This is a genomic window from Micromonospora sp. NBC_01699, from assembly GCF_036250065.1.
Classification (GTDB): domain Bacteria; phylum Actinomycetota; class Actinomycetes; order Mycobacteriales; family Micromonosporaceae; genus Micromonospora_G.
This window is the reverse complement of record NZ_CP109199.1, coordinates 4,119,851-4,144,739: the sequence shown is the minus strand read 5'-3', so window position 1 is coordinate 4,144,739 and position 24,889 is coordinate 4,119,851. Positions and strand designations below refer to the sequence as shown.

Sequence of the window (24,889 nt, the reverse complement as noted above, 5' to 3'; positions counted from 1 at the left end):
CGGTCGGCATTTCCTCCGTGGGGGCGCCGGGGGTGGTCGTACCGGTGATGTGGGGGCGTGGCGCAGCACGCCCCCACCATGCCGCCGGTCAGCCCATGCTTCGGGCGCCGTCCAGGGACTCGCGGATGATGTCGGCGTGGCCGGCGTGCTGGGCGGTCTCGGTGATGATGTGCATCAGCACCCGGCGGGCCGACCACCGCTCGCCGGGCTCGAACCACGGGGCCGTCGGTAGCGGCTGGGTGGCGTCCAGGTCGTCCAGGGTGACGACCAGTTCATCCGTACGGCGGGCCTCCTCGGCGTAGTCCGCCAGGACACCGGCCAGGGTCTCGCCGGGTAGTAGCCGGAACTCGTCGGCCCGTCGGGCCCAGTCGTCCTCGGTCATGGCGGTGGAGTCGCCCATCACCGACGGCCCGTCCACGATGAAGTTCACCCAGCCCCGTTCGGCTGCGGTGACGTGTTTGATCAGGCCGCCCAGACACAGCTCGCTGACGGTGGTTCGCTGCCCGGCCTGCTCGTCGGTGAGGTCGCGGGTGGTGAAGCGCAGGAAGTGCCGGTGTTTGGCCAGCATCGCCAGCAGGTCGGCGCGCTCGCCGCTGGTGGGCGGCGCGTCGGGCAGGTCACGGCTGGTGCGCTCATCGGCGGTCGTGGTCTCGCTCATGGTCTCCGGTTCCTTGTCCTTTTCCGTCGGTCAGGACCCACGCTAGGTCCCACTGCGGCCACTTTCTGACCTGAATTGCGCGAGAATCAGGGGTATGGCGAACACCAGCTCCCGGACGCTGCGGCTGCTTTCTCTGCTCCAGACCCACAGGTACTGGCCGGGCGCCCAACTTGCCGAGCGACTGGGGGTCTCCGTCCGTACCCTGCGCCGGGACATCGACCGGCTGCGGGAGCTGGGCTATCCGGTTGAGGCGCAGCGCGGCGTGGACGGCGGCTACCAGCTCACCGCCGGCGCGGCACTGCCGCCGCTGGTGGTCGACGACGAGGAGGCGGTCGCCCTGGCCGTCGGACTACAGGCCGCCGCGCAGAGCGCGGTGGAAGGGCTCGCCGAGTCCTCGGTGCGAGTGCTGGCCAAGGTGGTGCAGGTGATGCCCGCCCGGCTGCGGCGCCAGGTCGAGGCGCTGCGCGCGATGACCCTGTCCGCCGGCTGGGACAGCCCGGCCCGGCCGGGCGTCGACCCGGGCGTGCTCACCTCGGTCGCGCTGGCGTGTCGGGACAGCGAACACCTCCGCTTCTCCTACACCGCCGCCAGCGGCCAGCACACCGACCGGCACGTCGAACCGCATCGGCTGGTCTCCCTCGGCCGCCGCTGGTACCTGGTCGCCTACGACCTGACCCGCCACCACTGGCGCAGCTTCCGGGTCGACCGCCTCACCGCGCCACACGGCACCGGCTCCCGGTTCCGGCCCCGCGATCTGCCCGCCGCCGACGCCGCCGAGTTCGTCCGTTCCAGCCTGGGCAACCTGCCCCAGCAGTACCGGGTGGAGGTCCTGGTCGACGCCCCGGCCGCGGCCGTACGGGAGCGGATCGGCCAGTGGAGCACGGTCGAGGAAATCGACGCCGAGCACTGCCGGGTGCGTATGACCGCCGACTCCCTGGATTGGCCGACCATGGCGCTGGGCGCGCTCGGCGCCGACTTCCGCGTCCTCGACCCGCCCGAACTACTGGAGCAGATCCACGACTGGGGCGCCCGCTTCAACCGGGCTGGAGCCTGACCCGCTTCCCACGCTCGACGCGCTGGCGGCATAACCGTAGGCGGGGGCGCGACGATCTTGCACTTGTGGTGGTGAACAAATCCGGATGAGGGCCCCAATCCGGGCGCCACAACTGCAAGATCGTCGACGAGATTGCAGGCGGTCGGGCGCCTGCCCGCTTTGCGTGGCCGCAGGTCGAGAATCCGATTTACTGGGGCCCTGTCACCGGCGAGCGCACTGCGTTGTAACCGTCGTGATCACCGCGCGGTCAGGTTCCGATCTCCCAGCGGCGGTCGTCGGGTGCCGGATTCCCGGTCCCGCAGTCCCATGTGATCAGCCACGTGCCGTTGGCAGTGCCCGCGCCGGAAACAGCAAGACAGTATCCTGTCTTCCAGTTTTTCCACCTGTTGTAGACGAGCCCACCAGGGCTGGTGCTGGGCCGAACCCACATTTGTCGGTCATCCGTCACGCTGCATACTTCCTGCGTGACCTGGGCTCCCTTCGTGTTCCATCCCTTGATGCAGAGCCCGCTGTGTCGATTTTTCAGGATGTAGGTCATCGTCCCATCGGGCGACAAGACGTAATCGCCGGTATGCAGGCCCCATAGTTGGTTGTTCTGCTTCGGCGACATGCAGTCCCACGTGTCCAGCTTCTTGCCGACCACCGTGGACGAGGCCGGGACGGTGATGCACCTCGGGTTGCCATTGATCCATGCGTAGATCTGCTTGTAGCCGGTGACCACCGCGTTGGCTGGAACCGCTGCCAGGCCGACGGCCATCATCGCGACCACCATCACGGAAAGTGCGCGTACCAGGGCTTTCTTCATCGATTCTCCTGCCTGATGAGGTGCGGGTGGATCGAAACAAGCCTTCACTTTGCATGGATCTGTATACATCTCCCGAATAGCTCAAGCAATGAGCCCGAACAAGCTCGAACGGATCCGAACTGGGTCCGAACGCATCGTCTGGCGCTTCGCCCATCAACTCGGCGTCCTCCAAGCCACGGCGTTGCCGTCAGTGGAGGGTTTCGTGCTGACGCGCCCAGGCCTCGGCCGAGGCGCGGCTGTCGGCAGCCGGAGAATCGAGCAGGCAACGGGAACACCGGGCGAAGAATTCCCCATCCTCTTTCCACGCGTGTACCTGTCCGGGCTTCACCCAGTTGGGCGACCAGTCCACTTCGAAGGCGTACAGCAGCCCGGAGGTGACCCCTTCCATCAACCGTTCGATTGCGACGTCGCTGAGCCCCAACTCCAACCCGTCGTTCGTTACCTGAAGCTCGGTCCTGACGCTGTCCTCCAACAGGGAGACCACGCGAGCCGTGCGTGCACTGTCAGCCTCTTTCCCCATGCGCACATTCTGCCGGACGATCAACCATTGTCGGCTCCTGATGCTGGGCGACCGTGAAGAACACTACGGTGCGTGGTGACAGTGTGTCCCTGTTGCCGTGCGCAACCTGCGGTGGTCGAGTCTGCGGGCCAGGTGCGAGGATCACTCCATGGAGATTCGGTTCGACTTCGGTGACGATCATGGTCGCGTGTTGGTGGAGGTTGTACCGAACGCCGACCCGGTGGCCGTCGGTAAGAGCGAGCGGGAACTGGGCGTGCCGGTGTGTACCGCGTCCGTCGAGTTCAGCGCCAGTGGCTTCCGGCCCGCACTCTTCGACGCTCCTTCCCGTTGGCGCTCCGGTGCCGTCCAGTGGCGGGCGCACAGCTTCCTGACCATCGGTCCGTGGAACGTCGACCGGCAGGAATCCTCTCGCTGAGCAACGTTGATTGACAGCGTCAAGCGGGGAGCGTTCCTCAACCCGAAGGAGCCATTCGTGTATCACGCCATCGTCAAGCGCATCGCCACCAAGAATTTCACCAGGGTCAACGAGAAGGATTACGACGCCCTGCTCAAGGACTGTGCGCCGGATGTCTACCACAGCTTCGGCGGGAAGCACGCCCTCGGCGGCGAGCGCCACGACCGGGAGGCTCTGCGGCGCTGGTTCGAGCGCCTCGGACGTCTCAGCCCGACCCTGCGACTGACGGTGCGCGACGTCTGGGTGAAGGGAGGCCCCCGCAACACCACGATCATCATCCGCTGGACGGCGACCCAGGACATGCCCGACGGGTCGCCGTACAACAACCATGGCGTACACATTGTGCGGATGAAGTGGGGCAGGATCGTGTCGATCGACGCCAACGAGGATTCTCAACTGGTGGCCGAGGGCCTGCGAATTATCGCCGCCCACGGTGTGACCGAAGCCCTGGCCGAACCCATCGTGAGCTGAGCGCAAGGCTTCGGCAAACCGCCTTTTGGTGGGGTGTGGGTCGTCAACTCCGGCGGGTCAGGCGCCGCTGTTCCGCTCCTTGTACGCGGGTGGGACCGAACGCCGGGGCGGTACGTATCCCGGCAGTGCTCGGCGGTGCACGACGAACGGCATCTCGGGCTGAGCCGGCCCACCCGGCGGCATCTCGACACCCCGCATCGGCAGCCAGTCCCCACCCCACACGGCGGCGTCCCTGGGCAGGTACGTCACCCGCATGTGGAGATCACCATCGCCGGGCGTGAGGTGCGGACGGGTGCCCCGCTGGTAGTCGTCCTGTTCCGCGTTCACGATGTCGCCGATTTTGACGAGTGGCCTTTGCATCTGCTGGCGACCGCCAAGCGCCGCGGTGCCGGGTCGGTGATCGTGTTCGGACATCAGTGTCTTTCCTTTCCTCGGTGGAAGGGGTCGCCCCGGTAGTGAATACGGGTGGGGAAGGCACGGGGCGACCCCGCGGTTCCACCCGGGCTCTTGCCGAAAGCTCCGAGCAGTCCCACTCGTGACACTGTGGTCCCCGATGCCCTATGGTCGGAAGGCATTGGCAGCGGCAGGGCCGACCTGATGGGCGTCGGTTCCGGGTGAGGTGCCGTGAATAGTCGATCTTTGATTTGGGGGATGTCGAATGGTGGACGTACCGGGTCCATTGGCCGAGTTCATCGTTGGGGAGATACGCCGGGCGAGGGCGGCATCGGGTCAGACGCAGGAGGCGTTCGGCAAGCTCGCCGGCTTCAGCGGGTCACACGTGAGCGCGGTCGAGAACGGCACCCGCACGTTGACAATGGACTTTGTCCGTGGCGGGGACCGGGCGCTCCACACCGGGGGCGTCTACGAACGGCTCGTGCTCAAGTTCGGCGCCCCGTCGTGGTTCCAACCGTGGCTGGACGCGGAGCAGAAGGCCGACCAGATCCGTACCTTTCAGCCGAACCTGATTCCCGGCCTCCTCCAGACCGAGGACTACGCCCGCGTGGTGTTCCAACTCGACACCGAGCTGAGCGAAGCGGAGGTGGAACAGGCCGTGGCGAGCCGGATCGACCGGCAGGCGGTCCTGGACCGGGACGACCCGCCGTACCTCATCGCCGTGCTGGACGAGGCCGCGCTGCACCGCTTCGCCGAGGGCAGCGACAAGATGTTGGCCGCCCAACTCCTGCACCTGCTGCGGATGGCGGAGCGCCCGCGCGTCAGCGTGCACGTCATCCCGGCCGGCGTCGGCCTGCATCTCGGGCTGAGCGGCCCGTTCGTGCTGGCCCGGTCGCCGGAGGGGGACTGGGTCGGGCACATGGAGGATCAGCTCGGCGGTACGGTCGTGCATCGGACCGAGCAGGTGGCTAGGCTGCTGGCAAGGTGGGAGAGCGTCCGAAACGAGGCTCTGCCGACGCGTCAGTCCCTCGACCTGATCAAGGAAGTGGTGAAGCCATGGATCTGACCGACCCCAGGTGGCGTAAGTCCTCCCGCAGCGGCTCCGGCGGTGGTGACTGCGTGGAGGTCGCCGACAACCTCCCCGGCCGGGTGCTGGTCCGCGACACCAAAAACCGCGACGGCGGCACCCTGATCTTCGCCCCCGACGCGTGGCAAGCCTTCGTCTGCCTGGCAAAGCAACACTGACCCACAAGACTTCGAGCGGCGCCCCTGTTGCCCAACTGGCACAGGGGCGCCGTCGTCATTGGGAACTCCTCAGGATGACGAGCTGTCGGGTCGCCCGGGTCATCGCCACGTACCGGTCGACCGCCCCCTCGATGCCCTCGCCGAACGCCTCCGGGTCCACGAGCACCACCAGGTCGAACTCAAGCCCCTTCGACAGCTCCGGCGTCAGCGACAGCACGCGGGCCGTCCCCTCGAACGCGGGAGCGCCGATCACACAGGCGATCCCGTTATCGTGCGCCGCGAGCCAGGCATCCACGATCAACCCCAGATCAAGAACACTTCCGTGTACGACCGGCACGCCGTTACCGCGAATGGACGTTGGCACGTTCGCGTCCGGGAGCACGGCTCGGATGACCGGCTCCGCTTCCGCCATGACCTCCTGTGGCGTGCGGTAGTTGATGCTCAGCGACGCCAGGCTGATCCGGTCGATCCCGACCCGCCGGAGCCGTTCCCGCCACGACTCGGTGAACCCGTGCCTGGCCTGGGCCCGGTCCCCGACGATGGTGAAGCTCCGGGACGGGCAGCGCAGCAACAACATCTGCCATTCCGCGTCGGTCAACTCCTGGGCCTCGTCCACCACTATGTGCGCGAACGGCCCGGCGAGCAGGTCCGGATCGGCCTCCGGCAGCGCGGTCGCCTCGACCAGGGCGTCCCGCAGGTCCCGCCCGTGCAGCATGATCATGGCGCCTTCGTTGTCGTCCTCGGCCGCCAGCAGTTCCTCCGCGACCCGGTCCATCTGCTCGCGTTTCGCCGCGACGGCGGCGTTCTGCCGAACCTGACGCCGGGACGCCTCCGGGTCACCGAGCCGCTGCCGTGCCGCGTCCAGGAACGGCAGGTCGGACACCGTCCACGCCCGCGCGTCCGCGCGCCGCAGCCTCCGGATCTCGTCCGCCCCGAGCCAGGGCGCGCACCGGCGCAGGTACGCGGGCACCGACCACAGGTCCCCGACGAGATCGGCCGCTTCGAGCAGCGGCCACGCCCGGTTGAAGGTGCCGAGCAGTTCCCGGTTGCGCCGCAGCGACCGGCGGAGCAGGTCTTCCGGCTCGTCACCGTCGTACCTGTCGACCAGGATCTCCAGCAGTTTCTCCCAGATCTGGTCGCGCGCCTCGTTGTGTGGGGTGCCGGGATCCGGTGTCTCGAACGCCTCGGCCCAGTCGTCGGCGCTCAGCCAGCTCTCCGACCAGTCGGTCATGACCAGCGTCGGTTTGGTCGGCGGCTCCTCGTAGAACCTGACGGCCGCCTCGATCATTGTCACCACGTTCGCCGACGACTTCAGCAGCGCCACCGCCGGGTCGGTCTCGACCGCCGCCGAGGCTCCCTCGGCGACCAGGTCCCTCAGGGTGCAGGTCTGCACGTCGTCCTCGCCGAGGCTGGGCAGGACGTCGGCGACGTACGCCAGGTAGGGCTGGTGCGGGCCGACGAACAGCACCCCGCCCCGGCGGTGACCGAGGCGCGGATCGGAGTAGAGCAGGTAGGCCGTACGGTGCAGGGCGACGACGGTCTTGCCCGTACCGGGACCGCCGTCGACGACGAGCGCGCCACGGGATCCCGCGCGGATGATGGCGTCCTGGTCGGCCTGGATGGTGCCGAGCACGTCCCGCATCCGGGGCGAGCGGTTGCCGCCCAGGCTGGCGATGAAGGCGGACTGGTCGTCCAGCGCGGCGTGCCCCTCGAACCCGTCCGGGGCGAACACCTCGTCCCAGTAGTCGGTGATCCGGCCGAGGGTCCAGCGGTACCGGCGGCGGCTGGTCAGACCCATCGGGTTCGCGTGGGTCGCGCCGAAGAACGGCTCGGCCGCCGGGGATCGCCAGTCGAGCAGCAGCCGCCGACCCGCGCTGTCGGTGAGGGCGAGCCGACCGACGTACACGGGTTCGGGGTTGTCCGCTTCGACCATGTGACCGAGGCACAGGTCCGATCCGTAGCGGCGCAGGGTGCGCAGGCGGGCGGTCAGCCGGTGGATCTCCTGGTCCCGGTCCATCGCCGCCTGGCCGACGCCGCCGGGCGCCCTGCGCTCCGCGTCGAGGCGGTCGGTCAGGTCGGCGATCGCCCGCTCCAGGCTCGCCGCGATGGCGGCGAAGTGCCGCTCGTCGGCGGCGATCAGCGCGGGGTCGGATTTGGGGGAGTGGTCGGGTAGGTCGAACGCGCTGATGCTCGGGCGGCTCACGCTCTTGTGATCTCCGTTTCCGCAGGTGCTGGCCTCGGCCGCTGATTCTGCGGGATGACCCGGGTCTTGCCGCAAGCCCCCCGGTCGGCTATACCTTGAAAGTGGAGGAGGGGCTACGAGCCCACCACGTTCACGAAGCGGATCGGGACCGGGCGCCGTGCGGCCGTGTCGAGAGCCTGTTCCGGTCGACGATGCACGATGATGCGATCGCCTTCGATGTCCACCGAAAGACCCGTACGCGGATTCGGATTCTCCTGCTGGCCACCGGCCCCGGCTCGATCGCCGGGCCGACCGGGGGCGTCCCGGTTCGGCTGCCCGGCCCCTCGATCCGTCGGCGAGGGCAACGGATACTGCACGTGTGGTGGCGTCACGGTGGTCGGCTGGTCATACGCCGTCCACGCCGTCAACGCTGCCAGCAGTGGCACCACGGCAAGGGCGAATAAGTGAGCCTTCACCTGGTCACCTCCGGTGCCAGGAGCCCCCTGGCGGGGACACCGTTCACCTGCACAACGAGCGAAACCCCCGATCGGTGTCCCCGATCGGAACAGAACGGCTGTTTGGGCCTCCGGTACCGGGGTAGGAACTGAGGGATCGAAACCGAGTACACCTACCGGGACGATCCGTACCCGCCGAAGGGCTGACATCGCGCCCGCCGTCGAGGGCAGGGAAAAGGGCCTCATTCTCGTACGTGAGTGAGGCCCTTTCCGTACGCCGGTGTTCGTGTTTCTAGGTCGGCCAGCTGCCGGTGACCCGGCGGACGCCGACGGCGCCGCCCCGGTCGACGGTTGCCTTGACCACCGCGAAGATCGCCCCCTGAAGGGCCGCCGCGGCGAGGATCTCGCCCCAGCCGCGGTCCTCGTCGGTGGCGTTCGGCGCGTCGTCGTCACCGGCCGCCGTCTTCCAGACCTGCTTGAACACCATGCCGGCAAGCGCACCGGCGGCGACGCCGAGCAGAATCCCCACCGGCTTGTACGCCAGCTTGTTGACCTTCTTGCCCATCGTGTCTGTCCTCCCTCGGGGTCGATCAGCGCCGTTGGTTCCGCAGCGCGGGCAGTACGTGCTCGGCGTACAGGTCGAACAGGCCCTGGTAGTGCGGACCGGTGTTGGCGACGTAGATCTCGTCGAAACCCGCCTTGGCGTACAGGTCGATCTGCTCCAGATGGGCATCGGGATCGCTGCCGCAGACGAACGCCTTGCGCACCATGTCCTCGGTGACCAGCTCGGCGGCCTGCTCGAAGTGCCGGGGCGACGGCAGCACCTGGGACAACTCACCCGGCACACCGGCGTTCGGCCACCGCTCGTACGCGATCCGCGCGCCCTCGTCCTCGGTCGCCGCGTACGCCGCCTTGAAACCGGCCTGGCACGGCTTGTCGCCACCACCACCGTCCCGGAACCGCTTGACCAGGTCGCCGTCGGGCGAGGTGCTCATGTAACCGTCACCGATCCGGGCCGCCAGGTCCACCGACTTCGGGCCGAACCCGGAGACGTAGATGGCCGGCGGCTGCTCCGGCATCGTATAGATCCGGGCGTTCTCCACTGTGTAGTGCTTGCCGTGGTGGTCGGTGAATCCGCCCTTCCACAACTCGCGGATCACCTCCACCGACTCCTCCAACATCTCCAGCCGTACGCCCGCGCTCGGCCAGGCGTCGCCGAAGATGTGTTCGTTGAGCGCCTCGCCGCTGCCGACCCCGAGCACGAACCGGCCCTCGTGCATCACCGCGCTCGTCGCCGCCGCCTGGGCGATGACCGCCGGGTGGATGCGTACGGTGGGGCAGGTCACAGCGGTGGTGACCGGCAGTGTGCACACCTGGCTCAGCGCGCCGATGGTCGACCAGACGAACGGGCTCTGCCCCTGCGCGTCCACCCACGGGTGGTAGTGGTCGGAGATCCACAGTGCCTCGAAGCCCGCCCGCTCGGCGCCTCGCGCCTGCTCCAACAGTTCGGCGGGGGTGTACTCCTCGCTGGAAAGGAAATACCCGATGCGCATCGTCCACTCCTTCGTGTTGCGAAACCCGTACGGGGATCAGGCGGTGACCGCGTCCACGGCCTTCTTCATCGCCTTCGGTTCGGTCGGCTTCCGGGGCGCCTTCTCCTTCATCTCCAGCATGCGTTCGCCGATCTCCTGGAGCTTCTTGCGACCGAGCCCCTCACGGACCTTGGGGAACCACTCCTCTTCCTCTTCCTCGATGTGGTGCGTCACGTTCTCGATGAGCACCATCGTCTTGGCGTCGAAGCGCTCGTCGTCGGGCTTCATCGCGGCGAGTTCGAGGCAGAGCACGTCCGCCACGTGGTGTTCCTCGTACGACTCCAACACGTCGTCCTCAAGGTCCGGCAGCAGCTCACGGGTCTCCGGGTACATGCACTCGTTCTCGATGTACGTGTGCACGGTCAGCGCTTCCAGAATACGGCCGACGATGTCACCCTTCTTCTTGGTGGCCTTTTCGCCGGCCTGTTGAAATTCGTTGAACAGTGCCCGGATCTCCCTGTGGTCCTGCTTCAACAAAACGATCGCGTCGGTGGACATCTGAGCCTCCTCTGGCTGGTCGAAGATGCTGCTACCCCCCGGCTTCCGACGGGAAACGTCGGCCGACGCCACCGACCCGGATAGCGCGGACACGACCCGCCATCGGGAGTCACGACGGCAGGTCGTAAATGGTTGTGCTCGGCTCAGGCGGTGGCTGCGACCGGCTTCAGGGACCGGAACCGGTCGGCCAGGACCCGGTCGTCGAGGAACCCGTCCGGGTCCGAACCGGCGTTCATCTCCACGAGGTCGAACCCGACCTGCTCCGATGCGCAGGTCACCGGCTCTGCGGCCGTATCGATGGGGCTTGGATCGACGGGGTGGGATAAGGTGTCGTGCCTTGTCGAAAGAACCTCATTACTCTCGGGGGAAGTTTTCTCGTGTCACGTTGGAAGAGTTCCGCAGCCCTGACCGTCGCCGCAGTCGCGGTGTTCGGCCTCACCGCCTGCGGATCGAAGGATGCCCCGTCGACCACGGAGCAGCAGCAGCCGAGCGGGCTGGCGCTGCTGGCCAGCGACGCCAAGGGCTCGCTGCAAAAGACGGCGGACACCGCCGGTAAGACCACCTCGCTCACCCTCACCATGGAGGGCAAGCAGGACGGCGACGCGGTCAAGGGCAGCGGTCAGGTGGTCCTCGGCGCCGAGCGCAAGGCCGAGGTCACGATCGAGGATCCGAAGGACGGTCCGACCACCGTACGGGTCATCGGCACCGCCTTCTACGTCCAGGTGCCGCCGGCGGACCAGGCCGACATGGACGGCAAGAAGTGGCTGAAGCTGGACGCTTCGGCCGGCGACGCCGGGGCCGACTCGTTCGCGGGCCTGATCGACGACATCGACCCGGCCGTGCAGATCAAGCCGCTGCTCGGCGCCGAGACGATCACCGTCGTCGGCGAGGAGGCGGTGAACGGCGTGCAGACCGTTCACTACACCATCGTGATGCCGACCGCTCCGTACCTGGCGGCGCTGCCGGAGACGGTCCGGGCGGAGACCGAGAAGCAGCTGACGAAGCTCGCCGTCAAGGAGGTCAAGACCGAGCTCTGGATCGACGAGCAGTACCAGGTTCGTCGCGGTCGTACGTTCATGAACGACGCCAACGACATCATCGTGAACTTCACCGACTTCAACAAGCCGGTGACCGTCGACGTCCCGCCGGCGGCCGAGACGGCCGACTTCGCCGAACTGCTCAAGGGCATCCAGGGCTGATCCACCGAACGACACGTACGGCTCCGGGTTCGCCCGGAGCCGTACGGCGTTTCGGGGCTCGGGTCAGGCGAGCTGGCCGCCGTCGTGCAGCCGGTCGAAAATGATCTGGTCGACCGGGGAGACCCGGTGGCGGTCGGCGTAACCGAGCCAGGCCAACTCCGCGATCTCGTTACTGACCGTGGGCACGCCCCGGTAGTCGGCGGCGTAGCAGGTCATCCGGACTGTCGTACCGTCGGCGTGGCCGTGCGCCCGAGCCTCGAAGGTGCCGACCGGGGTGACGCTCTCCGGCACGATCTCCACCCGGAGTTCCTCGTCGATCTCGCGGACCAGGGTGGCCAGATCGCTCTCGCCGGGCTCGCGTTTGCCTCCCGGCAGGTAGTAGACGTCCCTGCCGTGGCTGCGGGTGCTGAGAATCGCGCCGTTCTCGATCCGGATCCACGCGATCTTGTCAATGACCTTCACGCTCGGCATCCTAGGCTTGCGTCCCGCTCCAGACCGTTCGGACCCGGTCCGCGATCGACGCGGCCTGGACGAGTCCGGCGAGGGCCGCCGCCGGGCGTCGGGCGGGGTCGAACACGTTGGTCCCGATCGCGGCGCGGGCCTCGGCGTCCGGTGTCACGACGACATGTGGCACCCCGAGCGCCGCCGCCTGGGTCTGCGGGCGGTCGCAGCGGCGCAGGGCCGAGGTGGTGGGTGCGACCACGACCACCCGGCCGTGACCGGCGGCCAGGTCGACGTTGGCGACCGAGCGTACGCCGCCGTCCATGTACCGCCGTCCGTCGATGGTGACGGGTGGCCAGACCAGCGGAACGGCGCAACTGGCCGCGACCGCGTCGATCAGGGGTACGCCGCTGTCGGCGTCGAAGACGACGTCCGTACCGGTTTCGGTGTCGACGGCGGTCACCAGCAGCCGGCGGTCGGGCCACCGCCGGTCGGGTACCCGTCGTTCGATGACCGCGCGCCGTTCGGCTTCGGGCATGGTCTCCGCGCGTAGTGCGGCTCGGCCGAGCCAGGCGCGGCCGAGCCGCCGGTCGCCCGGCCACGCGGACGCGACCAGGAGACGGACGAGAGCTCCCGCACCGAGCCGGGCGGGTATCTCGCCGGGCTGGGCGTTGATCTGGGCGGCGTAGATGTCCGCCAGGGCGGTGCTGCCGGTCAGTTGCGCGGCGACCGCCGCGCCCGCGGAGGTGCCGATGACGGTGTCGGCGGCGGACAGGTCGACACCGTGCCGGGCGAGGCCGTGCAGCAGGCCGATCTCCCACGCGACGCCGGTGACGCCCCCGCCGCCCAGAACCAGGGCCCGCCCATCGATCAGCATCCACGCATCCTCTCACGGGCCCCGCGCCGGGAGCAGTCGAAGCCGGCTAAAGGCGGGTGGGTGTGAATTGCTCGGCGGATACCACGGGCAGTTCCGTGCCAACGGCATCCCGGAGGTAGGCGGAGGAACGGAAACGGGAACGGGTCCGGGATGGCCGCAAGGAACGCCGTCACCGTGGCCGTAAGGAACGCCGTCACCGTGGCCGGACGTCGCCGGGGCCGGTAACCCGAACATCCCGATGGCACTCCTGCGTCACGATAGCGACCGGCGTGTGGCAGAAAATGTTTTGATCCACTAATGTGGGCGTCCAAAGCAGAACGCGGTGCGCGATCATTGCCGAATGCTGTTGTCCATTGCGCGACCATGATCACGAGGAGTGACTCCGTGGCAAAGCAAATCATCACCGTGTTGACCGATGACCTTGACGGTGGCGACGCCGATCGGACTGTGGAGTTCGCTCTCGACGGCATCAGCTACACGATCGATCTCTCCGAGGGGAACGCGGGCAGCCTCCGGAAGCTGCTCGACCCCTACATCGCCGCAGGTACCCGTGTCGGTCGCGGTGGCGTCGGCCCCCGTCGCCCGGTGACGGGTGCCACGCCCACCCGCAGCGACCGCGAGGAGAACAGGGCCATTCGCGAGTGGGCCGTCAGTAACGGTCACGAGGTTTCGGAGCGCGGGCGCATCCCCGGTGCGGTCGTCGAGGCGTACAAGGCCCGCTGAGAACGTCTTCCACCTTTCCGGGGACGGCTGGTGTTCGCCTGCCGGCCCCGGCCTGCTTCCGATGCCATTTCAGCGCCGCTTCAGGGCCGGGTCAGCGCCTGTTGTGACGGTAGTGGCATGAATTTTCTCACCAAAGCACTCAGGATCTCGGTAGCCGTCGTCGCGCTCGGAGCCGGCACCGCCGTGATGGCGCCCGCCGCCAGTGCGCAACCGGCGGCTCCGCTCGCGATCGTCTACTACCAACTGGTCGCTCGACACAGCGGCAAGTGCATGGACGTCACCGATGTGAGCATGTCCAACAACGCGAAGCTCCAGCAGTACGCCTGCCACGGGCGGGGTAACCAATTGTTCACCCCGTACTTCTACGACGGGTATTCGCGCTGGACAGCGGCACACAGAGGCAGGTGCGTCACCGTCAGGGCCGGCTCACTAGCAAACAACGCCCAGATCATCCAAGACCCCTGCATCGGCGTACACGAACAGCAGTGGCGCCAAACCCAACCCCCACCCCACCCCGCCCCGGTTCTGTCGACGATCTTGCACTTGTGGTGCCCGAGTTGGGACACTCATCCTGATTTGTGTGCGACCACAAGTGCAAGATCGTCGCGCTGGTTGGTTAGGGGGTTCGGGGGGTTCGGGGGGTTCGGGGGGTGCGGCGGTAGGCCAGTAGGGCGGTGACTAGTGCGGTTAGGGCGAGGAGGATGCCGGCGAGGGCGTACGGGGGGTCGGTGTCGTTGCTTTCGCCGTCGGCGATCGGGGCGGCGGGGGCGGGGGGCGCGGTTGGGGGTGTTCCGGCGGGGGCCAGGGTGAGTACGGGGGCGGGGTGTTCGGGCTCGGTGCCGGGGGCGGGGTCGTCGATCCAGCGGACGGTGTCGCCGTCGGAGTAGGTCTGGAGTGCCTTGAAGACGAGTTGATCGGTCACGGGTAGCGGGCCGAGGGAGACCTCGAACTCCTGGAACTGGCCGGGCCTGATCCCGGCCCCGGCCCCGGCGGTCCAGGTGATCCTGGTGACGGCCTCGGTGAGCTCGACGCCGTTGACCGTCACCGGGTTGGCCAGTTTTGTCGTCTCGCTCTGCGCGGTCCAGCCGGCGACGGGCTTCAGTGACACCGACGCGATCGGCTGCTCGGCCGGAAGACTGATCTCCACTTTGGTGGTCTCGGCGCTGTCCCTCTCGTTGGGTACGCGGAAGGCCACCTTGGTGTGGCCGCCCTGGGCGGCGCTGCTCGGGTTCACCGTCACGTGCGCCGATGCGGGCAGGGCCAGGCCGAGGATCAGGGTGGCGCCGCCGGCGATCACCGTGGCTGCCCGCAGGAGCGGAGCGCGGTTCATGAGAGGGCCTTCTTCCGGTGGTGGCCGGGGCGACGGCGCGCCCATGGCCGGGCACCATCGGCGGCACCCGGTTGTTGGTCGCTGCGATGGTCGGGAAAGTTCCTCGGCGAGCGTGTCCCGGGCGGCCGGCCGGGTTACTTCGGCCGCGGTGGGCGGCACCGGGAACTTATGGCGTGCGGTTGTCGACTACTTGGGCGGATACCGGTCGCGTACCGGGGTCCGGCGACGTCACGGCGGGTGGGGACCTGCGGCGGCGCCTTCGACCAGGTTCATAGTCCGGTGTACGACGCCGGGCGCGAGTTCGATCGAGGAGCCGATGTCCATCACCTCCGCCCAGGCCGAGCAGCCTCGGCAAGCGCCGTCCCCCGTCACAGCGGAGGTGCCGGTACCGGCACGTCGCGCCACGGGGCTGGGCGCGCTGCTGCTGCGGCTGCATTTCTACGCCGGTGTGCTGGTGGCACCGTTCCTGGTCGTGGCGGCGCTGACCGGGCTGGCGTACACGATCACGCCGCAACTGGACGCGGTCGTCTACGGCACCGAGTTGCGCGCCGAGCCGGCGGGCCGGGCGGCGAAGCCGCTGTCGGAGCAGGTGGCCGCCGCCAGGGCGACCCACCCCGACGGAACACTGTCGTACGTGGCCGTCGGCGCGGACGACGCCACCACCCAGGTGGTGTTCACCTCGCCCGAACTGGGGGAAAAGCAGCACAGCGTGTACGTCGATCCGTACACGGCGGAGGTGACGGGGCAGTTGACCACCTGGTTCGGTTACACGCCGGTGCGTACCTGGCTGGACGACCTGCATCGCAACCTGCACCTGGGGGTGCTGGGGCGGCACTACTCCGAGTTCGCGGCGAGCTGGCTGTGGGTGATCGCCCTCGGCGGGTTGGCGCTGTGGTGGCGCCGCCACCGGGGCAGCCGGGGCAGGGCCCGCCGGTTGCTGCTGCCGGACCTCGCCGCCCGCAGGGGCGTGCGCCGTACCCGTGGCTGGCACGCCAGCACCGGCGTGTGGCTGGTGGTCGGCCTGCTGTTCCTGTCCGCGACGGGGTTGACCTGGTCACGGTACGCCGGAGCGAACTTCAGTACGGGTCTGGACGCGGTGGACGCCCGTACCCCGGAGTTGTCGACCTCGCTGACCGCGGACGGTGAGCCGCCGGCCGGCGGTGGGCACCACGGCGGGGGTCAGGCCGCCGCCCCCGAATCGGTTGATCCGGCCGCGATCGACCGGGTGCTGCGGGTGGCCCGGGACAACCGGCTGACCGGCCCGGTCGAGGTGGGCCTGCCCGAGGACGCGTCGTCGGCGTGGACCGTGACGCAGGTCGACGACACCTGGCCGGTGCACAAGGACCGGGCCGCGATCGACCCGGTCGCCGGTACGGTCGTGGCCCGCAGCGACTTCGCCGACTGGCCGCTGCTGGCGAAGCTGAGCAGCCTGGGGATCAGCGCGCACATGGCGATCCTGTTCGGCCCGGCGAACCAGGTCCTGCTGGCCGCCCTCGCGCTCGGCCTGCTCTGCGTGATCGTCTGGGGTTACCGGATGTGGTGGCAGCGGCGGCCGACCCGAGCCGACCGTCGCGCCCTCGTCGGTACGCCGCCGGTCGACCGTGGTGCCTGGCAGCAGCTTCCGTCCTGGGCGATCGCCGTCGGCGTGCCCGTTGTCTTCGCGATCGGCTGGGTGCTGCCGCTGTTCGGTATCCCGCTGCTCGGGTTCCTCGCCGTCGACCTGATCGTCGGGGCGGTACGCGGCCGGGGCTGACGGACGCCGCCCGTCGTAGACCTGTGCCCCTCATCGATGTCGGGACGCAGGTCACAGCGGGCGGCGAAATAACCGGGGAGGTTTTCCCCGTTTGACTCTTCGGGTGAAGCGGGGAAGATCTCCCCGGTTTCAGTGAGGAGCGTCGTCGTGGCTGGTACTGCCGTACAACAGCGGTTGCCCCGGCAGCGAGCCGACGCGTCCCGGAACTTCGACCGGATCATCGCCGCCGCGAGCGAACTCTTCGTCGAGCAGGGCGCCGAGGTGCCGTTGGACGAGATCGCCCAGCGGGCGGGGGTGGGTAACGCCACCCTCTACCGGCATTTCGCCAACCGGCGGGAGCTGATCCGGGTTGTGGTTCTCACCCTGATGTCCGGTCTGACCGAACAGGCGGAGCGGGCGTTGGTCGAGGAACCGGACGCCTTCGCGGCGTTGCGGCGATTCGTGCACGTGTCGGCGGACCTGCTGATCGGGGGGCTCTGTCCGATTTTCTCCAACTGGTTGGACCATACCGATCCCGAGCTGAAGCTACAGCGGGAGCGGATGGAGGACGTGTTGGAGACCATCCTGCGGCGGGCCAGGGAGTCCGGCCAGCTGCGTCCGGATGTTGCCATCGGCGACGTGATCGTCCCGATCGTCCAGCTCACCCGACCGATGCCCGGCACGGGGCGGGCAACGGTCGACCGGTTCGCCCACCGCCACCTGGAAATCCTGCTCGACGGGCTGCGTACGCCGCAGCGGTCCGTACTGCCGGGGTGCACGGTGACCCTGGCAGACCTGCGCAGCTCGGCCTCGGAGTGCATCTCGTTCGGCGGAGCCGATCCGTCCACGGAGCGGGGAGCGCGCTGACCGAGCGGCGCCCCTCCGGCGTCGACCAACCAACCACCACCGCCATGTACGGGTGACCTGCGTCCACAGGCTGCCGTTTCCATCCATATTTGCGAAAATTGCGGGGACCCTCATGTCCACAGAAGTAGAAGCTAATCCGAGGCGCTGGACAGCGCTGATATTCATCTCGCTGGCGCAGTTGATGGTCGTGCTGGACGCGACCGTGGTGAACATCGCCCTGCCGGCGGCCCAGCACGACCTGGGCATCTCCGACGGCAACCGGCAGTGGGTCATCACCGCCTACACGCTCGCCTTCGGTGGTCTACTGCTCTTCGGCGGCCGGCTCGCCGACATCGCCGGCCGAAAGCGGATCTTCACCATCGGCCTGCTCGGCTTCGCCGCCGCCTCGGCCATCGGCGGGATCGCGGCCAACACCGGCATGCTGCTCGGTGCCCGCGCCCTCCAGGGTGTGTTCGGCGCGATGCTCGCCCCGGCCGCGTTGTCGCTGCTGGCGGTCACCTTCACCGAGGCCAAGGAGCGCGCCAAGGCGTTCGGTGTGTTCGGTGCGATCGCGGGTGGTGGTGGCGCCCTCGGCCTGATCCTCGGCGGTGTGCTCACCGAGTACCTGAACTGGCGCTGGGCGCTGTTCGTCAACATCCCGATCGCCCTGATCGCCGCCGCCGGGGCGTACCTGGTGATCCGCGACGTGCCGGGTGCCCGTAACCGCAACCGGCTCGACATCCCCGGCGTGCTGCTGTCCACCACCGGCCTGGTCTCCCTGGTCTACGGCTTCACCCGGGCCGAGACCGACGGCTGGACCGCCAGCTGGACGCTGGGTTCGTTCGTCGCGGCCGCCGTGCTGCTGGCGGCGTTCGTGCTGGTCGAATCCAGGGTCGCGCACCCGCTGCTGCCGCTGCGCGTACTCACCGAGCGCAACCGGGCCGGCGTGTACTCGGCGCTGGGCATCGCGGTGATCGGCATGTTCGGCCTGTTCCTCTTCCTCACCTACTACCTTCAGGTGGTCAAGGGCTGGTCGCCGGTTGTCACCGGGGTGGCCTTCCTGCCGATGATCGTCGGCATGATCACCGGTTCGACCCAGATCGGTGCCCGGTTGATGAACCGGGTGGCACCCCGACTGCTGATGGGACCGGGCTTCCTGGTCGCCGGAATCGGTCTGCTGATCCTGACCCAGATGGAGGTCGACAGCTCGTACACCGGGCTGATCCTGCCGGGTCTGGTCCTGCTCGGCCTGGGCATGGGCACCGCGTTCATGCCGGCGATGAGCCTGGCCACCTACGGTGTCGAAGCGCGTGACGCGGGTGTCGCCTCCGCGATGATCAACACGTCGCAGCAGGTCGGCGGCTCGATCGGCACCGCGTTGCTGAACACCGTCGCGGCCAGCGCCACCGCGGCCTGGTTGCTCGACCGGGGTGGCAACCCGGCGCTGATCAACGAGGCGGCGGTGCACGGCTACGCCACCGCGATCTGGTGGGCGGTCGGACTGATGGGCCTCGCGGCGCTGATCGCGTTCACGTTCATCAACACCGGACGTCAGGACGGCGCAGGGGCGGCCGGGTCCGGTGCCACCGACGACGAGAACGCCGGGGACGTCCCGGTACCGGTGATGATGCACTGACCGGCCACGGGCGCGAGAGTGCGCCCGACCGACTGGCGGTCCTGCCCCACCGGCAGGGCCGCCAGTTTTGTCATCTCCGGCCCCACGCGGCGTCGTGCGCGGCGCGGGCTTCGAGCAGCTCCGGCAGGTGCTGCCTGCTCCAGGCGCGAGCGGCGTCGACCAGCGTCAACAGGCTGCGGCCGAGCGCCGTGAGTTCGTACTCCACCCGGGGCGGATTCTCGGCGTACGCGGTGCGGGTCAGCAGGCCGTCGCGTTCCATCGCCCGCAGGGTCTGGGTGAGCACCTTCGGTGTGATCGCGCGCAGGGGCAGCCGGATCTCACCGAACCGCCGTCGCCCGTGTTCCAGGCAGAGCAGCACCATCCCGGTCCACTTGTCACCGATCTGGAAGGGCAGGGCACTGCTCGGACACATCGGGTCGAACATCTCCGCGTCCAGTGGCTCGGCCATGGGCCGGACCCTATCCCGGTACCTTTGAAGTAACCAGTATCCCGTGGATACCGTCTCCGCACACGGAACCGACAACCAGGGACGGGACGGGATTATGAGCGACATCGTCATCTTCGGCGCGGGTGGCCGAGCCGGTCGGGCGGTAACCGCCGAGGCGCGCGAGCGTGGGCACCGGGTGAGCGCGGCCGTCCGGGATCCGCAACGGTACGGACACCTGTCGGCCGACGGGGTACGCGTGCTGCGTGGCGACGTGACCGACGTACACGCGGTCTCCGAGATCTCGCGCCACCACGACGCCGTCGTGCACGCGGTGTCCCCGGCATCCGGACCGGAGGCACTGGCCGCCCTCGACCACTTCGACGGACAGTTCTTCGTCCGGGCCGCCGACGCGCTGCAACGGGGAATGGCCGAGGCCGGCGTGCCCCGACTCGTCGTCATCGGTCTCTTCGCGAACCTCGACGACCGCGACGGGCATCCGATCATGGACGACCCCGCGCTCTTTCCCACCGCCCTCCGGCCGTTCGCCCGCGCCCACGCGGACGGCCTGGACCGGCTGCGGTCGACGGCCGGGGCGCTCGACTGGGTGATGCTCACCCCGCCGGCGATGCTGGACGCGGACGGCCCACGCACCGGCCGCTACCGGGTAGGTGGCGACACCCTGCCGTCGTCGGAGTCCGTGCGGCTCTCCTACGCCGACCTCGCCGTGGCGGTGCTGGACGAGATCGAGTCGCCCCGCCACCACCGCACCCGCATCTCCGTCCACAACTGACCCAACGGGCCGGAATTGGCCCGGTCGGGCGAAGGGTGAATGGTTGACGGTCAGCCAGCGGAGCGAATGCGTTTGTCGCAAACCTTACAAGCCTGGTAGTAGACCGGGGAGTCGAAGCCGCCGGGGCCGATGTCCACGTGCTCGGTGCCGCCGACCATCGAGGGCCCCATGTCGTGCCAGACGCGGTAGTTGGTGTTCTCCAACCTGCCGCAGTGGTCGCACAACGAGAATTGCTTGCAGGGGCCCTGGAACATCACCCGGCCGAGTTTGCTCTTGGCGGGGAAATCGGGAAGATCCGGCAGGGCGCTGAAATAGTGCCAGGTGAACTCGTGTTCCGGCCTGAACGTGACCTCCCGGCAGACGCGGCACGTCCGGACCATCCCGCAGGTCGCCTCGTCGCAGGGCGTACGCCGGTGCCACTCGTCGAACGAGTGCCGGGTACGGGTCCGGACGCTCGCGCATCCCGTGCAGGAAAACGTCTGATCGCAACGCTTCTCGGCGTCGTACGTCCATTCGCCGGTGTGCAAGCCGAGCCTGTGTCGGGCCTCGCTGAGAAAACTCATGTGCGCTCCGTGGGGTAGCGAACCGCCGAGGGCATGCCCTGCGGAAAGCATGGCAGCGTCGTCTCGCGACTGTCCACGTACGCCTGTTCAGATTGTCGACGCCACATGGCGACCGGCGAACGACTCTTCGGGCACGGCGTTCCGATTCACGACGGAAGCCGACCTCGATCCGTTTTCTCAACCGGCCCGGACGGCCCCGGCGAGCGCGTCGGCCGTGGCGGCGCGGGCCGGGTCCGGGTTGGCCCAACTCCAGTTGGGATGGGCGCGGTTGGTCAACAGGGCGAGGACCAGCCTGCGGCCGGGGTCGACCACGAGTGACGGGCCGGCGAAGCCGGTGTGGCCGAAGGTGCGGGGGCCGGCGAGGCGGCCCATGAACCACGGCTGGTCGAGCACGACGCCGAGACCGTGCGCCGAGGTGCGGTTCGGGCGCTCCGGGTCGACGGCGGGTTTGCCGGCGTTGGCATTGGTCAGCATCCTGCGTACGGTCGTCTCGGCCAGGATGCGTTTGCCCCGGTAGGTGCCGCCGTCCAGGAGCAGTTGCCCGATCGCGGCCAGGTCGGCGGCGGTGGCGAAGATGCCGGCGTGCCCGGCGATCCCGCCGAGGTGGTTGGCGACGTCGTCGTGCACGGTGCCGCGCAGCAGACCGCGTGAGGAGCGGGCGTCGGTGGCGACGAGGCGGGTGCTCTTCGCCGTGGCGGACAGCCAGCCGTTCGGGACGAAACCGGTGTCACGCAGGCCGAGCGGCCCGCTGAGGTTGGTCCTGAGGGCCTGGTCGAGGCGCTGCCCGGTGACCTTCTCGACGATCTTCCCGGCCACCATCAGGCCGACGCTGGAGTAGCGGAAGGTGTCGCCGGGGGTGGCGCCGGAGACCAGCGGGGTGGTCATCACCGCCTTCCACCGGGCGGTGTTGTCGGGCAGACCGGTGACCTTGGCGCCGACGGGCAGGCCGCCGGTGTGGGTGAGCAGCATGGCGACGGTGATCGCCGGCTTGCCGGTGCCGGTGAACTCGGGCAGGTACTCGACCACCGGGGCGTCGAGGTCGACCCTGCCCCGGTCCACCTGTTGGAGGAGCAGGATCGCGGTGTAGACCTTGGTGACCGAGGCCAGGTCGAAGATCGAGTCGGGGCGCATGGGCACCCGCTGACCGGCCGGCAGCAGCTTCGGACCGGCGCCGTAGCGCAGCGCCTCCCCGACGGCGGTGTGGACCGTGGTTTTGCCGTCGACCAGGACCAGGGCCACCGCGCCGGGGAAACCGGAGTGTTGCACGGTCTGCGGGGTCGCCGGCAGGTAACGCTGGAGAACCTTCGTCACCTCGGCCGCGTACGGCGCCTGGTTCGCGGCACCGGACGCGGCAGCCGGAGTCGCCCCCGCGCTCGGGGAGCCGTCCGGCGCCGGGCCGAGCCTCGCGGTGTCGCCCAGCGCGTCGGCGGCACCCGGTGCACCGGTCGGGCCGGTCGAGGCGGTCTCGGCCGCAGTGTTACCGGCGCCGTCGCCGCGACCGCAGCCGGCCACGGTCACGCCGGCCGTGGCAAGACCGGCTCCGAGCAGCGTACGACGCGAGACATGCATGCCGTGATGGTGGCACCAGCCGTCCGACCTGCGTGATCCGGGTCGCCCTGACCGTGGCCCCGATCAGGCGAGCAGGCGGATGGCGTCCTCCGCGCGGCCCTCGGTGTAGGCGGCGAGCACCTCGGCGAACAGGTCGGCGGGCAGGGTCCGTACGCCCAGCTCCTCGGCCTTGGTCGCCTTGGAGCCGGCGCCCTCGCCGACCACCACCAGGTCGGTGCGCTTGGACACCGAGCCCGACGACTTGCCGCCGAGCCGCTCGACCGCCTCGTTGCCCTCGTTGCGGGACAGGCCGGGCACCGAGCCGGTGACGACCACCGTCATCGGACTGCCGTCGGCCCGTTGCAGCGGCAGGACCGGGGCCGCCGGATCCGGCTCTGTCGGGTCGGACCCGGTGTCGGGGGCGGCCGGCGGCGCGACCCGGCCGGAACTGCCCGGCTCGGTCATGTTGACGCCCCGGGCGATGAGCTTGTCGATGACGGGGGAGAGGTCGGCCAGTTCGGCGGCGATCGTGACCGCCCGTTCCGGGCCGACGCCCTCGACCTCCTGGAGCTGCTCGACGCCGGCCAGGCGCAACGCCCCCATCTCGCCGAAGTGGCGGGCCAGGCGACGGGACATCGACCGGCCGGTCATCCGGACGCCGAGCCCGGTCAGCACCCGCGACAGCGGTTGGGCCTTGGACCGTTCGAGGTTCGCCACCAGCTTCGTCGCCGAGGTCTCGCCCATCCGCTCCAGCTTCGCCAGGGTCGCCGCGTCGAGGTCGTACAGGTCGGCCGGGTCGGTCACCAGACCGGCCGCCACCACCGCGTTGATGATTTTGTCGCCGACGCCCTCGATGTCCATCGAGTCGCGGGCGGCGAAGTACGCCAGCGACTCGGCCGCCCCGCAGGCCCGGCCCAGCGTGCACCGCCACCGCTTCTGGGACCGGTCGATCTCGCCACCGCAGCGCGGGCAGTGCGTCGGCGGCTCGAACGGCACCGAGTCCGCCGGCCGCTCGTCAAGCTTCGCCCCGGTCACCTCCGGGATCACCTCGCCCGCCCGACGGACGAACACGGTGTCGCCCGCCCGTACGTTGCGCCGGGCCAGGTCCTCGAAGTTGTGCAACGTGGCCGAGGTGACCACCACCCCGCCGACCTGGACCGGCGCCAACACCGCGACCGGGGTGATCAGCCCCGTCCGGCCGACCTGCACCTCGATCCGCAGCAACGTCGTGGTGCGGGTGTCGGCCGGGAACTTGTAGGCGATCCCCCAGCGGGGTGCCCGGCTGGAGAAGCCGGCCAGGTCACGGTCGGCCGCCGCGTCCGCCTTGATCACCGCGCCGTCGACGGCGAACCCGAGCTGCCCGCGCCGCGCGTTGAGCACCTCCACGGCGGCGAGCGCGTCGTCGATCGTTTCGCAGAGCGGCATGCCGGCCGGTGAACCGGCGGTGGTGGCGACACCGAGACCGCCGACGTACGCCATCTCCGCGGAGTGGCGCCCGTCGGCGCCCACCACGTCGCCCAGCACGCCGTACGCGTAGAAGGACAACGGCACCTCGTACGCCCGGTCCTGCGCCCGCAGGCTGCCGGCGGCGGCGCTGCGCGGATTGGCGAACGCCGGCTCGCCGTGCCCGGTGCGCAGCTCGTTGGCGCGCTCGAAGTCTGCGTCGGTCATGAAGACCTCACCACGGATCTCCACGGTGACCGGCTCGGTCAGCCGCTGCGGCAGGCCCACCACCAGGCGAGCCTGGGTGGTGACATCCTCACCCGCGCGCCCGTCGCCACGGGTGACCAGCAGGTTCAGTCGACCGTGCAGGTAGCGGGCCGAGACCGCGAGACCGTCGATCTTCGGCTCGACGGTGAAACCACCGGCCGGCCGGCCGAGCAGCTTCTCCAACCTGGCCCCCCAGGTGCGCAGCTCGTCGGCGCCGAAGACGTTGTCCAGGCTCAGCATCGGCACCGTGTGCTCGACGTCGCCGTTGATCCCGACCCCGGCGGCGACCAGGCCGGTCGGTGAGTCGTCGAGGCGCCACTCGGGCCGGTCCGCCTCGGTGGCACTCACCCGGGCCATCAGCGCGTCGTAGCTCGCGTCGTCCATCGCCAGGTCGGTGCCGTTGTAGTAGCTCACCGCCGCGGCCCGGATGACCTCGATCGCCGCGTGGTAGTCGGCCACCGTCTCGAAGGGTGCGGCGTGGCCGGCGTCGACGATCGGATCGACGGTGTCGATCATCTCGGTCACCTGGTCGCCACCGGAACTCTCCATCGACGTGGACCTCTTCCCCGTGTCGGTCGGCGCCGCGGGTCGGCGCCGGCTCGGCCCACCACCGACAACGCCCGACCGGGCGTCGCGGTGGATACTGGGCCAGCCTAGAGGCCGGGTACGACAGGTACGACCGACCGGCCAACGCCCAGCTCGCCCGGGTACGCGCCGAGCCCGGACCCGCCCCCGGCGGG

Annotated in this window: 28 protein-coding genes; 12 read left to right on the top strand and 16 right to left on the bottom strand. The window is 69.2% G+C overall.

Annotated elements, in window-relative coordinates; translation table 11 throughout:
* Nucleotides 1-88: 88 nt before the first annotated feature.
* The gene (locus OG792_RS17990; protein ID WP_329100330.1) at nucleotides 89-658 is read right to left on the bottom strand and encodes a DinB family protein; all 570 of its coding nucleotides are present in this window, start codon (nucleotides 656-658) and stop codon (nucleotides 89-91) included.
* A 94-nt stretch (nucleotides 659-752) separates the two neighbouring features.
* On the opposite strand from OG792_RS17990, the gene OG792_RS17985 reads away from it, so the two are divergent.
* Nucleotides 753-1,712 (top strand): helix-turn-helix transcriptional regulator, encoded by a 960-nt coding sequence (locus OG792_RS17985; RefSeq protein WP_329100328.1) that lies wholly within the window; start codon nucleotides 753-755, stop codon nucleotides 1,710-1,712.
* Between the two features lie 247 nt (nucleotides 1,713-1,959).
* On the opposite strand, the gene OG792_RS17980 is transcribed toward OG792_RS17985, so the two are convergent.
* Together OG792_RS17980 and OG792_RS17975 are read right to left on the bottom strand one after the other, a co-directional pair.
* Entirely contained in the window at nucleotides 1,960-2,517 is a 558-nt protein-coding gene (locus OG792_RS17980) for an RICIN domain-containing protein (protein ID WP_329100326.1), read from the bottom strand.
* A 187-nt stretch (nucleotides 2,518-2,704) separates the two neighbouring features.
* Complete coding sequence (locus OG792_RS17975; protein WP_329100324.1) at nucleotides 2,705-3,061, bottom strand: hypothetical protein; 357 nt, start codon at nucleotides 3,059-3,061, stop codon at nucleotides 2,705-2,707.
* A gap of 124 nt (nucleotides 3,062-3,185) precedes the next feature.
* Between OG792_RS17975 and OG792_RS17970 the strand changes: the two genes are divergently transcribed.
* The gene (locus tag OG792_RS17970) at nucleotides 3,186-3,452 is read left to right on the top strand and encodes a hypothetical protein (RefSeq protein WP_329100321.1); all 267 of its coding nucleotides are present in this window, start codon (nucleotides 3,186-3,188) and stop codon (nucleotides 3,450-3,452) included.
* Between the two features lie 57 nt (nucleotides 3,453-3,509).
* A complete protein-coding gene (locus tag OG792_RS17965; RefSeq protein ID WP_329100319.1) occupies nucleotides 3,510-3,962 on the top strand; it encodes a nuclear transport factor 2 family protein in 453 nt (150 codons plus the stop codon).
* A 57-nt stretch (nucleotides 3,963-4,019) separates the two neighbouring features.
* Here the strand turns inward: OG792_RS17965 and OG792_RS17960 are convergent, their stop codons facing one another.
* On the bottom strand, nucleotides 4,020-4,376 hold the full coding sequence (locus tag OG792_RS17960) for a hypothetical protein (protein WP_329100316.1): 357 nt from the start codon (nucleotides 4,374-4,376) through the stop codon (nucleotides 4,020-4,022).
* Nucleotides 4,377-4,620: 244 nt separating this feature from the next.
* Here OG792_RS17960 and OG792_RS17955 point away from each other — a divergent pair, with 244 nt between their 5' ends.
* Complete coding sequence (locus OG792_RS17955) at nucleotides 4,621-5,421, top strand: helix-turn-helix domain-containing protein (RefSeq protein WP_329111010.1); 801 nt, start codon at nucleotides 4,621-4,623, stop codon at nucleotides 5,419-5,421.
* A complete protein-coding gene (locus tag OG792_RS17950; RefSeq protein WP_329111008.1) occupies nucleotides 5,412-5,600 on the top strand; it encodes a DUF397 domain-containing protein in 189 nt (62 codons plus the stop codon). The genes OG792_RS17955 and OG792_RS17950 overlap by 10 nt, the downstream gene beginning before the upstream one ends.
* 55 nt (nucleotides 5,601-5,655) lie before the next feature.
* Here the strand turns inward: OG792_RS17950 and helR are convergent, their stop codons facing one another.
* From helR to OG792_RS17925, 5 genes are all read right to left on the bottom strand, one after another.
* Nucleotides 5,656-7,803 carry an RNA polymerase recycling motor ATPase HelR gene (gene helR / locus OG792_RS17945; RefSeq protein WP_329111007.1) on the bottom strand — a complete coding sequence of 716 codons (2,148 nt, stop codon included), beginning with the start codon at nucleotides 7,801-7,803 and terminating at the stop codon, nucleotides 5,656-5,658.
* A 726-nt stretch (nucleotides 7,804-8,529) separates the two neighbouring features.
* Nucleotides 8,530-8,802 carry a DUF4235 domain-containing protein gene (locus tag OG792_RS17940; protein ID WP_329111005.1) on the bottom strand — a complete coding sequence of 91 codons (273 nt, stop codon included), beginning with the start codon at nucleotides 8,800-8,802 and terminating at the stop codon, nucleotides 8,530-8,532.
* 25 nt (nucleotides 8,803-8,827) lie between these two features.
* The gene (locus tag OG792_RS17935; RefSeq protein WP_329111003.1) at nucleotides 8,828-9,790 is read right to left on the bottom strand and encodes a TIGR03557 family F420-dependent LLM class oxidoreductase; all 963 of its coding nucleotides are present in this window, start codon (nucleotides 9,788-9,790) and stop codon (nucleotides 8,828-8,830) included.
* Between the two features lie 36 nt (nucleotides 9,791-9,826).
* Nucleotides 9,827-10,327, bottom strand: a complete 501-nt coding sequence (locus OG792_RS17930) for a hemerythrin domain-containing protein (RefSeq protein ID WP_329111001.1) — start codon at nucleotides 10,325-10,327, stop codon at nucleotides 9,827-9,829.
* A gap of 143 nt (nucleotides 10,328-10,470) precedes the next feature.
* The gene (locus OG792_RS17925; RefSeq protein ID WP_329110999.1) at nucleotides 10,471-10,605 is read right to left on the bottom strand and encodes a hypothetical protein; all 135 of its coding nucleotides are present in this window, start codon (nucleotides 10,603-10,605) and stop codon (nucleotides 10,471-10,473) included.
* A 99-nt stretch (nucleotides 10,606-10,704) separates the two neighbouring features.
* Here OG792_RS17925 and OG792_RS17920 point away from each other — a divergent pair, with 99 nt between their 5' ends.
* Nucleotides 10,705-11,526: a hypothetical protein gene (locus OG792_RS17920; protein WP_329110997.1), complete on the top strand. Its 822-nt coding sequence runs from the start codon at nucleotides 10,705-10,707 to the stop codon at nucleotides 11,524-11,526.
* Between the two features lie 63 nt (nucleotides 11,527-11,589).
* On the opposite strand, the gene OG792_RS17915 is transcribed toward OG792_RS17920, so the two are convergent.
* The gene (locus OG792_RS17915; protein WP_329110995.1) at nucleotides 11,590-11,988 is read right to left on the bottom strand and encodes an NUDIX hydrolase; all 399 of its coding nucleotides are present in this window, start codon (nucleotides 11,986-11,988) and stop codon (nucleotides 11,590-11,592) included.
* Nucleotides 11,989-11,998: 10 nt separating this feature from the next.
* Nucleotides 11,999-12,844: a patatin-like phospholipase family protein gene (locus OG792_RS17910; protein WP_329110992.1), complete on the bottom strand. Its 846-nt coding sequence runs from the start codon at nucleotides 12,842-12,844 to the stop codon at nucleotides 11,999-12,001.
* A gap of 384 nt (nucleotides 12,845-13,228) precedes the next feature.
* Here OG792_RS17910 and OG792_RS17905 point away from each other — a divergent pair, with 384 nt between their 5' ends.
* Both OG792_RS17905 and OG792_RS34720 read left to right on the top strand, forming a co-directional pair.
* On the top strand, nucleotides 13,229-13,567 hold the full coding sequence (locus OG792_RS17905) for a histone-like nucleoid-structuring protein Lsr2 (protein WP_329111311.1): 339 nt from the start codon (nucleotides 13,229-13,231) through the stop codon (nucleotides 13,565-13,567).
* A 117-nt stretch (nucleotides 13,568-13,684) separates the two neighbouring features.
* Nucleotides 13,685-14,245 (top strand): RICIN domain-containing protein, encoded by a 561-nt coding sequence (locus OG792_RS34720; RefSeq protein WP_442932430.1) that lies wholly within the window; start codon nucleotides 13,685-13,687, stop codon nucleotides 14,243-14,245.
* Here the strand turns inward: OG792_RS34720 and OG792_RS17900 are convergent.
* On the bottom strand, nucleotides 14,184-14,897 hold the full coding sequence (locus tag OG792_RS17900) for a YcnI family copper-binding membrane protein (RefSeq protein ID WP_329110990.1): 714 nt from the start codon (nucleotides 14,895-14,897) through the stop codon (nucleotides 14,184-14,186). The two genes, OG792_RS34720 and OG792_RS17900, sit on opposite strands and share 62 nt — an antisense overlap.
* A gap of 316 nt (nucleotides 14,898-15,213) precedes the next feature.
* On the opposite strand from OG792_RS17900, the gene OG792_RS17895 reads away from it, so the two are divergent.
* From OG792_RS17895 to OG792_RS17885, 3 genes are all read left to right on the top strand, one after another.
* Nucleotides 15,214-16,650, top strand: a complete 1,437-nt coding sequence (locus tag OG792_RS17895) for a PepSY-associated TM helix domain-containing protein (RefSeq protein WP_329110988.1) — start codon at nucleotides 15,214-15,216, stop codon at nucleotides 16,648-16,650.
* A gap of 147 nt (nucleotides 16,651-16,797) precedes the next feature.
* Nucleotides 16,798-17,496, top strand: coding sequence for a TetR/AcrR family transcriptional regulator (locus OG792_RS17890; protein ID WP_329110985.1), 699 nt, complete (start codon nucleotides 16,798-16,800; stop codon nucleotides 17,494-17,496).
* Nucleotides 17,497-17,608: 112 nt separating this feature from the next.
* The gene (locus OG792_RS17885; protein ID WP_329110984.1) at nucleotides 17,609-19,111 is read left to right on the top strand and encodes an MFS transporter; all 1,503 of its coding nucleotides are present in this window, start codon (nucleotides 17,609-17,611) and stop codon (nucleotides 19,109-19,111) included.
* 70 nt (nucleotides 19,112-19,181) lie between these two features.
* On the opposite strand, the gene OG792_RS17880 is transcribed toward OG792_RS17885, so the two are convergent.
* A complete protein-coding gene (locus OG792_RS17880) occupies nucleotides 19,182-19,559 on the bottom strand; it encodes a winged helix-turn-helix transcriptional regulator (RefSeq protein ID WP_329110982.1) in 378 nt (125 codons plus the stop codon).
* Between the two features lie 94 nt (nucleotides 19,560-19,653).
* On the opposite strand from OG792_RS17880, the gene OG792_RS17875 reads away from it, so the two are divergent.
* A complete protein-coding gene (locus OG792_RS17875) occupies nucleotides 19,654-20,328 on the top strand; it encodes an NAD(P)-dependent oxidoreductase (protein ID WP_329110980.1) in 675 nt (224 codons plus the stop codon).
* A gap of 50 nt (nucleotides 20,329-20,378) precedes the next feature.
* Here OG792_RS17875 and OG792_RS17870 read toward each other — a convergent pair whose 3' ends face one another.
* The 3 genes from OG792_RS17870 to ligA all read right to left on the bottom strand — a co-directional run bounded on the left by OG792_RS17870 (nucleotide 20,379) and on the right by ligA (nucleotide 24,698).
* Nucleotides 20,379-20,891: a hypothetical protein gene (locus OG792_RS17870; protein ID WP_329110978.1), complete on the bottom strand. Its 513-nt coding sequence runs from the start codon at nucleotides 20,889-20,891 to the stop codon at nucleotides 20,379-20,381.
* A gap of 177 nt (nucleotides 20,892-21,068) precedes the next feature.
* Nucleotides 21,069-22,460, bottom strand: coding sequence for a serine hydrolase domain-containing protein (locus OG792_RS17865; protein WP_329110977.1), 1,392 nt, complete (start codon nucleotides 22,458-22,460; stop codon nucleotides 21,069-21,071).
* 63 nt (nucleotides 22,461-22,523) lie between these two features.
* Nucleotides 22,524-24,698: an NAD-dependent DNA ligase LigA gene (gene ligA, locus OG792_RS17860; protein ID WP_329110975.1), complete on the bottom strand. Its 2,175-nt coding sequence runs from the start codon at nucleotides 24,696-24,698 to the stop codon at nucleotides 22,524-22,526.
* Nucleotides 24,699-24,889: the final 191 nt, after the last annotated feature.